At 70.5% G+C, this 12745-nt stretch carries 12 protein-coding genes and 1 pseudogene; 6 read left to right on the forward strand and 7 right to left on the reverse strand.

From position 1 onward, the window contains the following. The 3 genes from PO768_RS22405 to cysC all read left to right on the forward strand — a co-directional run. On the forward strand, positions 1-1868 hold a 1868-nt coding region (locus PO768_RS22405), incomplete at its 5' end, for an ATP-binding cassette domain-containing protein (protein WP_272647820.1). Further along, on the forward strand, positions 1858-3048 hold the full coding sequence (locus PO768_RS22410) for an HlyD family type I secretion periplasmic adaptor subunit (protein ID WP_272647821.1): 1191 nt from the start codon (positions 1858-1860) through the stop codon (positions 3046-3048). The genes PO768_RS22405 and PO768_RS22410, both read left to right, overlap by 11 nt. After that, positions 3045-3590 (forward strand): adenylyl-sulfate kinase, encoded by a 546-nt coding sequence (gene cysC / locus PO768_RS22415; RefSeq protein WP_272647822.1) that lies wholly within the window; start codon positions 3045-3047, stop codon positions 3588-3590. The genes PO768_RS22410 and cysC overlap by 4 nt, the downstream gene beginning before the upstream one ends. A 4-nt stretch (positions 3591-3594) precedes the next feature. On the opposite strand, the gene PO768_RS22420 is transcribed toward cysC, so the two are convergent. Next, entirely contained in the window at positions 3595-3837 is a 243-nt protein-coding gene (locus PO768_RS22420; RefSeq protein ID WP_137942129.1) for a hypothetical protein, read from the reverse strand. Between the two features lie 148 nt (positions 3838-3985). Between PO768_RS22420 and PO768_RS22425 the strand changes: the two genes are divergently transcribed. Beyond that, positions 3986-4975 (forward strand): LysR family transcriptional regulator, encoded by a 990-nt coding sequence (locus PO768_RS22425; RefSeq protein ID WP_272647823.1) that lies wholly within the window; start codon positions 3986-3988, stop codon positions 4973-4975. Here PO768_RS22425 and PO768_RS22430 read toward each other — a convergent pair. After that, a complete protein-coding gene (locus PO768_RS22430) occupies positions 4911-5825 on the reverse strand; it encodes a LysR family transcriptional regulator (RefSeq protein ID WP_272647824.1) in 915 nt (304 codons plus the stop codon). The two genes, PO768_RS22425 and PO768_RS22430, sit on opposite strands and share 65 nt — an antisense overlap. A gap of 97 nt (positions 5826-5922) precedes the next feature. Between PO768_RS22430 and PO768_RS22435 the strand changes: the two genes are divergently transcribed. Next, on the forward strand, positions 5923-6945 hold the full coding sequence (locus tag PO768_RS22435; RefSeq protein ID WP_272647825.1) for an NAD-dependent epimerase/dehydratase family protein: 1023 nt from the start codon (positions 5923-5925) through the stop codon (positions 6943-6945). A gap of 99 nt (positions 6946-7044) precedes the next feature. Further along, positions 7045-8385 carry a hypothetical protein gene (locus tag PO768_RS22440; RefSeq protein ID WP_272647826.1) on the forward strand — a complete coding sequence of 447 codons (1341 nt, stop codon included), beginning with the start codon at positions 7045-7047 and terminating at the stop codon, positions 8383-8385. A 9-nt stretch (positions 8386-8394) separates the two neighbouring features. On the opposite strand, the gene PO768_RS22445 is transcribed toward PO768_RS22440, so the two are convergent. The 5 genes and pseudogenes from PO768_RS22445 to PO768_RS22465 all read right to left on the reverse strand — a co-directional run. Next, positions 8395-9288, reverse strand: coding sequence for a hypothetical protein (locus tag PO768_RS22445; RefSeq protein WP_262970568.1), 894 nt, complete (start codon positions 9286-9288; stop codon positions 8395-8397). A gap of 86 nt (positions 9289-9374) precedes the next feature. After that, entirely contained in the window at positions 9375-10250 is an 876-nt protein-coding gene (locus tag PO768_RS22450) for a DUF6279 family lipoprotein (RefSeq protein WP_272647827.1), read from the reverse strand. 59 nt (positions 10251-10309) lie between these two features. Continuing rightward, positions 10310-11728 carry an N-acetylglucosamine-binding protein GbpA gene (gene gbpA, locus PO768_RS22455; RefSeq protein ID WP_272647828.1) on the reverse strand — a complete coding sequence of 473 codons (1419 nt, stop codon included), beginning with the start codon at positions 11726-11728 and terminating at the stop codon, positions 10310-10312. 140 nt (positions 11729-11868) lie between these two features. Further along, positions 11869-11988 (reverse strand): annotated as a pseudogene (locus tag PO768_RS22460) (DUF3014 domain-containing protein); the annotation flags it as partial. 22 nt (positions 11989-12010) lie between these two features. Then, positions 12011-12745, reverse strand: a 735-nt coding sequence (locus tag PO768_RS22465) for a DUF3014 domain-containing protein (protein ID WP_272647829.1), incomplete at its 5' end; no start/stop codon positions are given.

The raw sequence follows: 12745 nt of genomic DNA on the forward strand, positions 1-12745 counted from the left end.
TGCTCGATGGCCAGGGCGCCGATGCGGGCGTGGCCGACGCGCTGCCAGCCGACGCGCCGGTGCTGTGGCTGCGGGTCGAGGCCGCAGCGGCTCGCGCGGCCGAGGGCAGGGCGCCGCTGGCGGGCAATCTGGCCGCCCGCCTGGTCTGGCAGGCGCTGATGTGCGACAAGCGCTGGCTGTTCAAGGTGGTGGTGGCCACCGTGCTGGTCAATCTGCTGGCGGTGGCCACCTCGATCTTCGCGATGCAGGTCTATGACCGGGTCGTGCCGACCCTGGCGTATGCGACGCTGACCACGCTGGTGGTGGGCATGCTGCTGGTGATCGCGCTGGACTGGCTGCTGAAGAATCTGCGCTCGCGCATCATCGACAGCCTGTCCTGCGCGGTCGACAAGCAGGTGTCGCAGCAGGTGTTCGAGCATGTGCTGAGCCTGCAGCTGGATCAGCAGCCGCGCAGCCTGGGCACGTTGGCGGCCCAGATCGGCGGGCTCGACGCGGTGCGGCAGTTCTTCACCTCGGGCATCGTCTTCGCGCTGGCCGACCTGCCTTTCGTGCTGCTGTTCATGGGCTTCATCGCCGTGGTCGGCGGCCATGTCGGCTGGGTCTATGCGGCGCTGCTGCCGCTGGCCCTGCTGCTGGGCTGGGTGACCCAGCTGCGCTTGCGCGAGCTGATGCGCCTGCAGCTGCAGCGCGGCCACGAGCGCCAAGGCCTGCTGGTGGACACCATCCGCGGCGCCGAGACCATACGCGCCAGCCATGCGGGCTGGCGCTTTGCGCAGGAGTGGCAGGCCATCACCGCCGCGATCGACGGCTACAACATCCGGCAAAAAGCCATCAGCAGCGGCAGTGCCATCGCCACGGCGAGCCTCTCGACCCTGGCTTATGTGGCGGCCGTGGTCGTCGGGGTCTGGCAGATCGAAGCGGGCCGGCTCAGCATGGGCGGCCTGATCGCCTGCAGCCTGCTGGGCGGCCGGGTGATCGCGCCGATCGCCCATGCGGTGCAGTATCTGAGCCAGTGGCAGTCGGTGGCCCAGTCGCTCAAGCTGGTGCATCAGGTGCTGGCGCTGCGCACCGAGCGCCGGCCCGATGCCCGCCTGCTGGCGCCGGCCCTGGAGCGCCCTTCGCTGCAGCTGGAGCAGGCCGGTTTTGCCTATGCGGACTCGCCGCAGCGCCAACTGCAGCCCAGTGCGCTGCGCCTGCAGGCCGGCGAGCGGGTGCTGCTGGTCGGCCCTAACGGCTGCGGCAAGTCCACCTTGCTGAAGGTGCTGGCCGGCATCTACCGGCCCAGCGAGGGTCGGGTGCGCCTGGGCGACGCCGATCTGTGGGAGCTCGATCCCCAGGTGCTGGCCGGCGTGCTGGGCTATCTGCCGCAGACCCCCCAGCTGTTCAAGGGCAGCTTGCTGAGCAATCTGAGCCTGGCCGGTGCGGCCGGCGATGCCGAGCTGCTGACGCTGTGCCGCGAGCTGGGTCTGGACCGCATGGCCGCTGCCAGCCCGCTGGGCATGGAGTTGCCGATCAGTGAGGGCGGCGAGGGCTTGTCGGGCGGCCAGCGCCAGCTGGTGGCCCTGGCGCGGGTGATGCTGGTTCGGCCACGCATCTGGCTGCTGGACGAGCCCACCGCCGCGCTGGACGCTCAGAGCGAGGCGGCCGTGTGGGCCCAGCTGCAGCGTCTGCTGCGGCCCGAGGACATTCTGGTCGTCGCCACGCACCGGCCCATGCAGGCAGCCTCGCTGGCGACCCGGGTGTTGGTGATGAAGCAAGGCGCCATCGAGGCCGACGGGCCGCCGTCAGCCGTCCTGCCGCGCTTGCTGGCACCGGCCGGCGCACAGCTGCGGCCGATCCGGCGTGGAGGAGAGCTTGATGTGGTTTGAGGGGCAGAGCCAGCAGCAGAAGCTGGAGAACTATCACCGGCGAGGCGCCGGTGGCCTGATCATCGCTGCCCTGCTGGCCGTGTTGGGCTTTCTGGTCTGGGCCACGGTGTTCAGGGTCGACGAGGTGGCGCAGGCGCGCGGCGAGGTGATCGCCAGCAGCCGGGTGCAACTGATCCAGGCGGTGGACGGTGGCGTGGTCGAGGCCTTGCTGGTCAAGGAGGGCGACAAGGTGGTGGCGGGCCAGGTGCTGGCCCGGCTGGACCCGAGCCGCCTGGGTGCCTCGGTGGGTGAGACCGAGGCGCGGCTGTACGGGCTGCGCGCCAAGGCGGCGCGGCTGCGCGCCGAGGTCACCGGCGCCCGCGCGCCGGACTTCGACGCCGAGCTGCCGACCCGGGCGCCCGAGACTGCGAGGGTCGAGCGTGCGCTGTTTGTGCAGCGCATGGCCGGGCTGGGCGAGGAGTTGCGCACCCTGTCGGTTGCGGTGCAACTGGCCCGGCGCGAGCTGGATCTGATCGAGCAATTGCACAAGGACGGCGATGCCAGCGGCAGCGATCTGATCCGGGTGCAGCGCAACCTCAATGAGGCCGAGGCCCGGCTGATCAACCGCCGTAACAAGTTTCTCGAGGACGCGCGGGTGGACCTGGCCAAGGCCGAGGACGAGATGGCCCAGGTGAGCCAGGTGCTGAACCGGCGCCGCCAGGAACGGCAGGACAGCGTGTTCACCGCTGCCGTGCCGGGCATCGTGAAGAATATCCGCGTGACCACGGTGGGCGGCGTGCTGCGCGCCGGCGAGGAGCTGATGCAGATCATCCCGATCGACGACGATCTGCTGATCGAGGCCAAGGTCAGCACGGCCGACATCGCCCGGGTCCAGTCCGGCCTGGCGGCCAGCGTCCGCTTCGACGCCTTCGACTACACGGTCTATGGCACGGTGGCCGGCCGGGTCGCCTATGTCAGCGCGGACAGCCTGAAGGAAGAGAGCAGCCGTGGCGTCGAGACCTTCTACCGGGTGCGCATCCGACCGGAGCAGCTGCCGCTGCGCAGCAGCACCGGCCGGGCGCTGGAGATGCTGCCGGGCATGACAGCCCAGGTGGACATCCGCACCGGCGACCGCTCGCTGATGGACTATCTGCTCAAGCCGCTGCGCAAGACCCTGGCCGAATCGATGGGGGAGCGATGAGTCTGCCCTCGCCGCTGAACGCCCGACTGGTTTGGCTGACCGGCCTGTCTGGTGCGGGCAAGTCCACTCTGGCCCAGGCCTTGCAGCAGCAGTTGCGCGAGGCCGGCCGGCCCAGCGTGCTGCTCGATGGTGATCGGCTGCGCCAGGGGCTGTGCGCCGATCTGGACTTTTCTCCGCAGGGGCGCCGCGAGAATCTCAGGCGCGCGGCCGAGCTGAGTCGGCTGCTGCTGGAGCAGGGGCAGCTGGTGATCGCCGCCTTCATCTCGCCGCTGCGCAGCGATCGCGCGATGGTGCGCGATATCGGCGGCGCGCCGTACTTTGTCGAGGTCTTTGTCCGCTGCCCGTTGGCAGTCTGCCAGGCCCGCGATGTGAAGGGCCTCTACAAAAAGGCCAATAGCGGCCAGATCGCCCAGTTCACCGGCATCTCGGCGCCCTATGAGGCGCCCGACACACCGGCCCTGATGCTGGACACCGAGGCGGCATCCGTGCAGGCCTGCAGCACGGCCCTGCTGGACCACGTGCTGCAGGGCGGGAGCCGCTGAGGCTTCAGGACCAGTTGCCGTTGTTGGCGCGGCGCAGCGCGGCCGACAGCTCGGGGCGGGTGATCTCGGTGCTCTTGATCAGCTCTTCGATGGTCTGGCGACCGCGGGCTTCGCCGATGGCGCTCAGGAAGCGCCACACCGCCGATCCGGCCGCGATCAGGCGGGCACCGGAAGCCTGGGCGCTGTGGGCGCGGGCGACGTCGGACGGCATCACATGAAGCGGCAGGTTGAGGCTGGTGGTGGACATGGTGTTTCCCTTCTTGCGTATGGAGGGAGCACAAGCGCTCCGTATCCATGGAGCGAATATTGCGGTTTTTACGTAGAGGCCGCCAATTGCGAATCCGAATCGCGGTATCACTGGCGCGAATGGCCCGTGATGGATTTAGCATCCGGACATGTCGAATCCACGCCCCCTGAACTTCCGCACCCTCGATCTGAACCTGTTGCGGGTATTCGATGTGGTGATGGAAGAGCGCAATGTGACCCGGGCCGCCGCCCGGCTGGCCATCACCCAGCCGGCGGTCAGCAATGCGCTGCGCCGCCTGCGCGAGGCCACCAACGAGGAGCTGTTCATCCCGACCTCCTCGGGCATGGTGCCGACCGAGCATGCCGAGGTGCTCTGGCCCATCGTGCGCACCGCGCTGGGCCATCTGCAGCGCGCCTTCGAACCCCAGGCCTTCGACCCCCGCGAGCCGGGCAGCGCCTTCACCTTGGCGATGGCCGACGCGACGGCCGCGCTGTTCGTGCCGGCCCTGGCCAAGCGCTTCCAGCGCGAGGGCATCCGGGTGGCGCTGCGCATCGTGCCGCTGACCTCGCGCGACCCGCGCGAGATGCTGGAGCAGGGGCGGGCCGATGTGGCGGTCGGTTTCTTCCCCGAGCTGCCGGGCCTGCTGGCGGCCCAGGGCGAGGCCGAGCTGATACGGCTGGCGCCGCTGTATGCGACCGAGTACCTCTGCGTGATGCGCGGGGACCACCCGCTGGCCGCGCCGGGCGCGCTGACCCTGGACGCCTATTGCCAGGCCCAGCATCTGCGCGTCAGCTTCGCCGGCCGCGCGCGCGGCTTTGTCGACGACGCGCTGGCCCTGATCGGCCGCGAGCGCGAGGTCGTGATGACGGTCAACAGCTATTTCACCGCCGGCCTGACGGTGCGCCAGAGCGATCTGCTGACCGTGCTGCCCAGCAGCTTTGTGCCGGCCGCCGGCTTCTCGCCCCAGCTGGCCAGCCGCGAGCTGCCCTTCGAGCTGGTCGGCATCGCGATCGGCCAGGTCTGGCATGCGCGCCACGAGCTGGACCCCGGCCAGCGCTGGCTGCGCGAGCTGCTCACTGCGGCGGCGCAGGAGATTGCGCAGGCGGCGCCAGGCCCTGGCATAGCGCCTCGAAGGTGAGCTTGCAGGCCGGGCTCGCGCGCAGGTCCTCGTGCATCGCGACCCAGGTCTCCAGCACAAAAGACAGCTGATCGGGCAGCACCCGCTGCAGCGCCGGCTCGCGTCGGGCCAGTGCCACCTGACAGATGCCGATGCCGGCACCGGCCCGTATCAGCGCCAGCTGGGCCAGATCGTTGTCGCTGCGCAGCCGGAAGGCCTCGCGCTGCCAGGGAATGCCGATGCTTTTGCGGGCCGCGCGCACAAAGGGCGTCTCGACATCGAAACCGATCAGCCGGTGCCGGGCCAGCTCGGCCAGCGAGCCCGGTGTGCCCTGGGCGTCCAGATAGCGCGGATGGGCATGCAGGCCCAGCTCCACCGGGGCGACCCGGCGCGCGATCAGCTGGGCCTGCTGCGGCGCGGTCATGCGCACCGCGATATCGGCCTCGCGCTGCAGCAGATCCTGCAGCTGGTTGCTCAGCAGCAGCTCGATGGTCAGCGCCGGGTGCTGGGCCTGCAGCCGCGCCAGTATCGGCGGCAGCACCTCGACGCCCATCACCTCGCTGGCCGTGATGCGCACCGTGCCCTGGATGCCGCCTTCCACCCCCTGGCTGGCCGCCGCGCGCTGCAGCGCCGCCGCATGGCTGCTCATCGCCTCGGCATGGGGCCGCAGCGCCAGCGCGGCCTCGGTGGGCTGCAGGCCCAGCTGCGAGCGGGTGAACAGCGGCAGACCCAGGGCTTTTTCCAGCGCCTCGACGTGCCGGCCGACGGTGGGCAGGGCGATGCCCAGCGCCCGTGCCGCGCCCGACAGCGAGCCCTGCTGCAGCACGCTCAGATAAGTCCGGTAAAGCTCCCAGCCAATCTCTTGATCCATACATAAATGTATAGCCGCTCGCTTGTGTTCGCTAATTCCATTAAAGCGCCGGGCCGCCGAGACTGCGGCCATCGCAACAGGTTTTCAGGAGATGGACATGGCAAAGAGCAGGAACGACAACACGGTGCTGGTGCTGGGTGCCAGCGGTGGCATCGGCGGCGAGGTCGCACGCCAGCTGCGCAACCGGGGCTGGCAGGTGCGGGCGCTGCAGCGCGGTGCGGCCCAGGCCACTGAGCAGCGCGATGGCATCACGTGGCTGCGCGGCGATGCGATGAAGCGCGAGGACGTGATGGCCGCCGCGCAGGGCTGCGCGGTGATCGTCCATGCGGTCAATCCGCCCGGTTACCGCCGCTGGGCCGAGCTGGTGCTGCCGATGCTGGACAACACCATCGCCGCCGCCCAGGCCCAGGGCGCCACCATCGTGCTGCCGGGCACGGTCTACAACTACGGCCCTGATGCCTTTTCCTCCACGCTGGCCGAGGATGCGCCGCAGCGGCCCGAGACGCGCAAGGGCGCGATCCGTGTCGAGCTGGAGCGGCGGCTGCAGGCGGCTGCCGAGGGTGGTCCTTGTCGCGTCATCATCGTGCGGGCCGGCGATTTCTTCGGTCCCAGGGTCGGCAACAGCTGGTTCGCGCAGGGGCTGGTCAAGCCAGGCCGTACGGTCACGACCGTCAGTCTGCCGGGAGCAGCGGGTGTCGGTCACCAATGGTCTTATGTGCCCGATGTCGCGGCGACCCTGGTCGAGCTGCTGCAGCGCCGCGCCGAGTTGCCGGCGTTCGCCAGCTTCCATATGGCCGGCCACTGGGACGGCGACGGCCGGCAGATGGGCGAAGCGATCCGCGCGGCGGTGGTCCGGCATGGCGGCGCCGCACCCCGGCTGCGTGCCTTCCCCTGGTGGCTGGTCGCGCTGGCCACCCCCTTCGTCGGCTTCCTGCGCGAGCTGCGCGAGATGCGCTATCTGTGGTGGGAACCGGTGCGCATGAGCAACGCCCGACTGCTCGCGGTGCTGGGCCATGAGCCGCACACGCCGCTGGACCAGGCGGTGGAGGCCACGCTGGCGGGGCTGGGCTGCCTGGCCACGTCGGCGGCGACGGCCAAGACGCTTTCGTCGGTGCGATAGCCCACTTCGTCCGGCGCCGGCCGGGCTTGGTCGGATGGCGCCGGCCGAGCCTGCGGCCCTGGCTAGCATCGCGCGCTGGCCCACTCTCCGATCATCCCGATGTCACGCTACGCCTTCCTTGTGTTGTCCTCCTGGCTGGCGCTGGCCGGCGCGCAGGCCCAGACGCTGAGCGTCGAGATCATCGATCTGGGCGATCTGGGCAGCAGCGGACTGCAGGCCTACAACCTGCAGGAGCGCGGCGACACCCGCGTGTTCGCCCGCTCGGCCGCCGGCTTCAAGGACTCGCAGATCTACACCCAAAAGCGCGACGGGGAGCGCTGGCGGGCCGCCGAGCCCCTGCCTTTTGCCGACCCGCGCTGGCGCGACTCCGACCCCCATCTGAGCGCCGACGGCAAGACCCTGAGCTTTGTCTCGGACCGGCCGACGCAAGGCGCCGGCGCTGCGCTGGGCCAGCTCGATCTGTACGAGGTCTCCCTGGTCGATGGCCGCTGGGCCGGCCCGCCGACCCGGCTGGCCGAGGCCTGGCAGAGCCCGGCCTATGAGCTAGGCCCGGAGCGCTATGGCGAGCGCCTGTACTTCGCCTCCTACCGCGCCGGCGGGCCGGCCAAGCTGAGTGTGTATGCGGTCGAGTCCGGCAGCGCCGCGCCCGTGGCCCTGCCGGCGCCGATCAACGAGGGCGAACTCAACAGCGACTTCAGCCTGACGCCGGACGGCCGTCATGCGCTGTGGTGGAGCCGCCGCGCCGGCAGCGCGGGTGGCGATCTCTACCTGGCCGAGCGGGTCGGCGCCGGCTTCGGCCCGGCGCTGCGCCTGCCGGCGCCGATCAACGGGCCCGATTTCGAGTTCACCCCCTCGGTCAGCGCCGACGGCCAGTGGCTGCTGTTCGCCTCGACCCGGCCGCTGGCCGGCGGCGCCCCGGCCCTGGCCCAGATGTACCGGGTCAGCTGGCCGGCGGTGCTGGCCGCGCTGGGCCCGGCCGCGCAGGCCCACAGCCAGGCGGCGCTGGACGCCCAGGTCGGCGCGCTGTGGCGCGCTTTCGGCCACGGTGTGGACCAGGGCGCCGATGTCGCTCGCATGAGCGCCTTGCTGCATCCGCAGGCCATGGTGTTCGGCCAGACCCTGCGCGCCGCCAGCACCGAGACGCGCGCCTGGTCGGCGCCGCAGTTTCTGGCCCTGCTGAAACCCCGGCCGGGGCCGGCCATGCATGAGTGCGAGATCCACCGCGAGCAGCGCCGCTATGGCGCCCATGCCCAGGTCTATAGCGTGGTCGAGACCCGCCGCGATCCGGCCCAGGCCCGGCCCGACTACAGCGGTGTCAACAGCATGCAGTGGCAGCTCGGCCCGGAAGGCTGGCAGCTGCTGTCGCTGCACTATGCGCTGGAACTGCCCGGCCTGGCCCTGCCGGCCACCGAGCGGCGCAGCGGGCAGTGTCTGGGCTGAACCGCCGGCTCAGCTGCCGAGCTTGAGCTGCAGCTCGCTGATGCTCAGGCGCAGCGTCACGGTCGCTGCTTGGTCGGCCATGCTCTCCAGCCGGGCTTCCTCATAGGCCAGCAGGCCGCAGCCCGACAGGCGCAGGCTCAGCAGCACCTTCTTCATCGCCGCATCGAGCAGGTCGATGACGATGTCCAGATACTCCTCCTCGAGGATGCGGCCGTCGTCGATGATCTTCTGCACCCAGGCCAGCACCGCGTCGCGCGAGCGCGCCGAGAACTCCAGGGTCAGCTCGCCCAGATCGATGCGCTTATAGCTGGGACGGGGAGGGCGAAAACTGCCGAAGCCGTCCTCGGCTATCTTGCTCGTCACCGTCGGCAACCCGACGCGGGTGATGAAGCTGGCGTCGAAGGGCAGGCCCGAGACGCGGAAGTTGGCCAGCGTCGGCCCCTTGCCGCGCGGACTGGCGGGCAGCCTGGCCGAGCCGTCCGGCTTCGCATAGACCACGCTGCCGGGCTGCCAGCTGATGCCGATGCCAAAGCGCTGCTTGGATGCGGCGTCCAGCATGGGCAGCCGCAGCTCGGTCAGCAGGCCCTCGCGCCATTCGACCCGGCGCTGCAGCTTGCCGTTCTGGTCCAGCACCAGTGCGGCGCCGGCCAACTCGGCGGGCCTGTGCTCGGGCAGTGAGAGCGCCCAATCGAGCAGGGCCGGCGCCTGCAGCGGTTCGAACTCGGCCTGCATCGGCTCGATATGGGTGTTATTGCCCAGCGCCGGTCGGCGGTCCGGGCCTATCGGTGCGACCACCGGTTCGAGCCGGTAGGCGGGCATTTGCAGGCTTTGCACCGGGCCGGCGACCTTGCCGTCGAGTTCGATTGCCAGCTGTGCGCTGTTGTAGCCGGGGCGAGTGGCCATCTGCATGCTCCCTGTTGACCTGCTGGCGCGAGCATACGGAAGCGGCGTCGATTCGGCGAGCCCCAAACAGGGCTCATGCGGCCGTCTCAGGCTGCTGCGGCCAGCTGCCGGAAGTCGTCTTCGTAGCTCTTCAGCGTCTGCTGCGCCCGGGCCCGCTGGGCCGGTGTCGTGGCGCTGTGCAGCCGTGCGAAGGTGTTGCAGCCCTCGCGGATCTGCGCCTGCTGGTAGCGCTGGTAGGCCGGGTCGGGCGAGATCATCACGCGCTGCAGCCAGGCCCGCAGCAGTGCGCGCGCCGGCTCGGGGGCGAGCTGCTCGGTCTTGATGCGGCGCAGCTGCTGCAGCAGATCCTGCTGGCGGCGCAGCCGCTCGGCATAGCTGCGCTGCGGATCGAACACCGCCGACGCCAGCCCGGCGCGGATCGCGTTCTTCTGCGCCTCGTCCAGGCTGCCGTACAGCATCTCGCTGCGCGACAGCACCTGTTCGTAGCGCAGGCTCGCCAGTTGCTCGGCCGGAATGTCCACCCACTTCTGCTTCCACTCGAGATTGGCGGTGCTCTGCTTGCGCTCCAGATGCCTGAGCTGCTCGGCGCTCAGATCGCCGGCCAGCCACGCCAGCGTGTCCAGCGCCGGCTCGGCCAGCTCGCCCAGCAGGCTGCGCCCCTGCTCGACGATGGCGCAGGCCTGCTCGGCCGTGATCGGCTCGGCCAGCAGGGGCCGCACGCGCTGCAGCAACTCGGCATAGCGCGGCAGCTGCTCGCGCCGATGCCGCAGCTGCAGGCGTTGAAGGCTTTCGCGCACTTGCGGCGCCTGTTCGTCGTTGAAGTCCAGATAGCTGTCCAGGCGCCAGTACAGCAGCGTGGGCGCCTGGTTGTAGGCCAGCTTGACCGTGCTGCAGGCTTGCAGCAGCAGGACCAGCAGCAGGACCAGCAGCAGGGCCAGGGCCTTGAGACGAGGCATGTTCATGCGCCGCATGGTGCGCGATGGACGCGGCCCTGCCAAGCCCTGGCCGCGCCAGCGTGCGCTCAGCGTTGCAGCCAGGCCTCGCGCCAATGGCTGCCGACGCCGGGCTCGTAGTGGGTGGCGCTGGGGCTCCACTGGCTGCAATAGCCGCTGTTGGGCCAGGGCCGGCACTCGTAGACGGCGCCGGTCTTGGGCTGCAGCACCCGGGTGCCGGCCTGGTAGCCGCGCAGGCCCTCGGGGAAGCGCTGCACGCCCGGCGTGTCGCCGCCGGCCGTCAGCATCAGGTCCAGGGTTTTTTGCAGCAGCTCGCCGCTGCCCTTGACCTGGCCCTTGAGCACCAGCTGGTGGTGGCCGGGGCTGGCCTGGCTCAGCACGATGCGCAGCTGCTGGCCGCTGTTGTTGAGGCTGGCATGGGCCACGCCCCTGGCCTGGCCGCCATGGTCCAGCAGGGTGGCGCTGATGTCCATCTCGCCGACCGCCGTGACCGTGAAACTCAGCGTGGCCTGGCCGTTGACCAGGGCCAGGCTGGCGGGCAGGCCGCCCACCAGCAGATCGGCCGTGGCCGGCGGCGGCGCCTTGTCGATCTGCAGCTCGACGCGCTGCAGGCCGCTGGCCTGGCTCGCGAAGACCTCGTTGCGGCCGGGCACCGGGTGGATGGCACCGTCGGCGCCGCGTTGGCCGGCGCGCAGCAGGGTCTGCTCGGCATTGATGCGGCCGGCCAGCAGATAGGGCCAGCTGTCGCGCTGGCCCTCGGCCGTGCTGGCGATGCGCAGCCGGGTCTTCAGATCGGCGCGCTCGCCGCGCTCGTCGAACACCCGGGTCGAGACGCTGTCGCCGGCGGACAGGTCCACCGAGGGGTAGAGCGTGCCCTTGACGGCCCAGCTGATCGGCGTGGGCGTGCCGCCGTCCTGGAACATCAGGTCGGCGACGTTGTAGAAGCTCATCGGCGTGTCGCCCACCTCCCAGACCGCCAGCAGCAGCTGGTAGCCGCGGCGCGCCGGCAGCTGGCAGCTGTGGTTGAGCACCTTGGGCGGCTGGCGCATGCCGCCGTCATGCTGGCAAAAGGGCTGCTCCTCGAAGCTGGCGCGGCTCAGGCGCTGGTTGGGGTTCCAGTCGGGCCGGGTCAGGTAGTAGCGGAAGTTGCGCGTGACGTGGTTGGCGGTGAAGGTCCAGCTGAAGGTCTGCGGGCCGGCGCTGATCGGGCGCTTGGCCCAGCGGCTGGCGCTCTGCTCGTTGAGCGGGGCGAACTGGGCCAGGCCGGCTGCGGCAATCGTGCCGTCGGCCGGGCCGCGCGCTGGATAGCCGCTGGGGCCCTCCAGGCTTTGCGGCTCCCACTGCACGGCGCCGCACTGGCTGTTGGCGCCGCTCTTGCACAGCAGGCCGCGGGCCTCGGGCTGGCTCAGATAGCCGTGGGCCTGGGCCTGGCCGGCGCACAGCAGCGCGGCGCCCAGGGCCGCGCGGGTGAATATCGGGTGGTACATGCTCGGGTTCCTCTCTCGGTTTGATCGCTGTTGTTGTTTCATGCCCTGCGCAGGGCGGCGCGATTCTCGTGGCGCAGGGCCACGCCGGGCATGACATCTCACGCCCTGTTACCTCGGGAACTTCTGGCTTACCTGGGAGGCTAGCGCCCCAGCTTGAGCAGCCCGCTGCGCAGCGCGCGCAGCTTGGTCTTGATGCGCTCGGCCTGCTGAGGGCCGGCGCGCAGCAGCATCTTCTGGCCGGTGGCCAGCGACTCCAGCGCGGGATCGCTGAANCCTGGGAGGCTAGCGCCCCAGCTTGAGCAGCCCGCTGCGCAGCGCGCGCAGCTTGGTCTTGATGCGCTCGGCCTGCTGAGGGCCGGCGCGCAGCAGCATCTTCTGGCCGGTGGCCAGCGACTCCAGCGCGGGATCGCTGAACTCGTAGCGCGGCTGCTGCGGTGTGGCGGACTGCGCGGCGGCCGCCAGGGTCTCGGCGCTGGCGGGCTTGACCCTGAGCGCGCTCTTGCGCAGCGGCGTGGCCAGCATCAGGTCGATGACCTCGATCAGCCGGTCGTTGAAATAGCCCTGTGGATGGCCAAGCTCCACATAGGTCTGCTGCAGCAGCGGATACAGGCGGGCGTAGAGCGAGAGCAGGCGGGCGTTGTCGGTGCGCTCGAACCAGCGCACGAAGTCGGCATAGCGCTGGCTGTTGGCCGCGGCGATCGGCTGGCCGTCCTGTGCCCGCCGGCTCTTGGCCAGCAGCAGCTCGCCGCGGGCCGGCTTCAGCAGCCACTGCGAAGTGGCCGGCGTGCGCTCACCCAGCTTGTCGACGCTGGCGACGAAGCGGCGTGCCAGCGGTTCCATATAGAAGTAGCGCGCCAGGGTCTTGGGGCCCAGCGTCTGGGCCACGACGCGGTCCACCTCATTGGGCAGGATGGGCGGCTGGGCGGCCCGGGGACTGACCTTGTGCTTGATCGCCGGGGGGCGCGGCGCGGCGGCGGCGCGGGGCGCGGGCGGGAGGCTGGGCGCCGCCTGCGCGGG

This window comes from Paucibacter sp. XJ19-41 (assembly GCF_028462495.1).
GTDB lineage: Bacteria > Pseudomonadota > Gammaproteobacteria > Burkholderiales > Burkholderiaceae_C > Roseateles_E.

Coding starts and splice junctions, on each gene's coding strand:
- cysC (WP_272647822.1), top strand. CDS start 3,045: ATGAGTCTGCCCTCGCCGCTGAACGCCCGACTGGTTTGGCTGACCGGC.
- PO768_RS22420 (WP_137942129.1), bottom strand. CDS start 3,837: ATGTCCACCACCAGCCTCAACCTGCCGCTTCATGTGATGCCGTCCGAC.
- PO768_RS22440 (WP_272647826.1), top strand. CDS start 7,045: ATGTCACGCTACGCCTTCCTTGTGTTGTCCTCCTGGCTGGCGCTGGCC.
- PO768_RS22435 (WP_272647825.1), top strand. CDS start 5,923: ATGGCAAAGAGCAGGAACGACAACACGGTGCTGGTGCTGGGTGCCAGC.
- gbpA (WP_272647828.1), bottom strand. CDS start 11,728: ATGTACCACCCGATATTCACCCGCGCGGCCCTGGGCGCCGCGCTGCTG.
- PO768_RS22445 (WP_262970568.1), bottom strand. CDS start 9,288: ATGGCCACTCGCCCCGGCTACAACAGCGCACAGCTGGCAATCGAACTC.
- PO768_RS22425 (WP_272647823.1), top strand. CDS start 3,986: ATGTCGAATCCACGCCCCCTGAACTTCCGCACCCTCGATCTGAACCTG.
- PO768_RS22430 (WP_272647824.1), bottom strand. CDS start 5,825: ATGGATCAAGAGATTGGCTGGGAGCTTTACCGGACTTATCTGAGCGTG.
- PO768_RS22450 (WP_272647827.1), bottom strand. CDS start 10,250: ATGAACATGCCTCGTCTCAAGGCCCTGGCCCTGCTGCTGGTCCTGCTG.
- PO768_RS22410 (WP_272647821.1), top strand. CDS start 1,858: ATGTGGTTTGAGGGGCAGAGCCAGCAGCAGAAGCTGGAGAACTATCAC.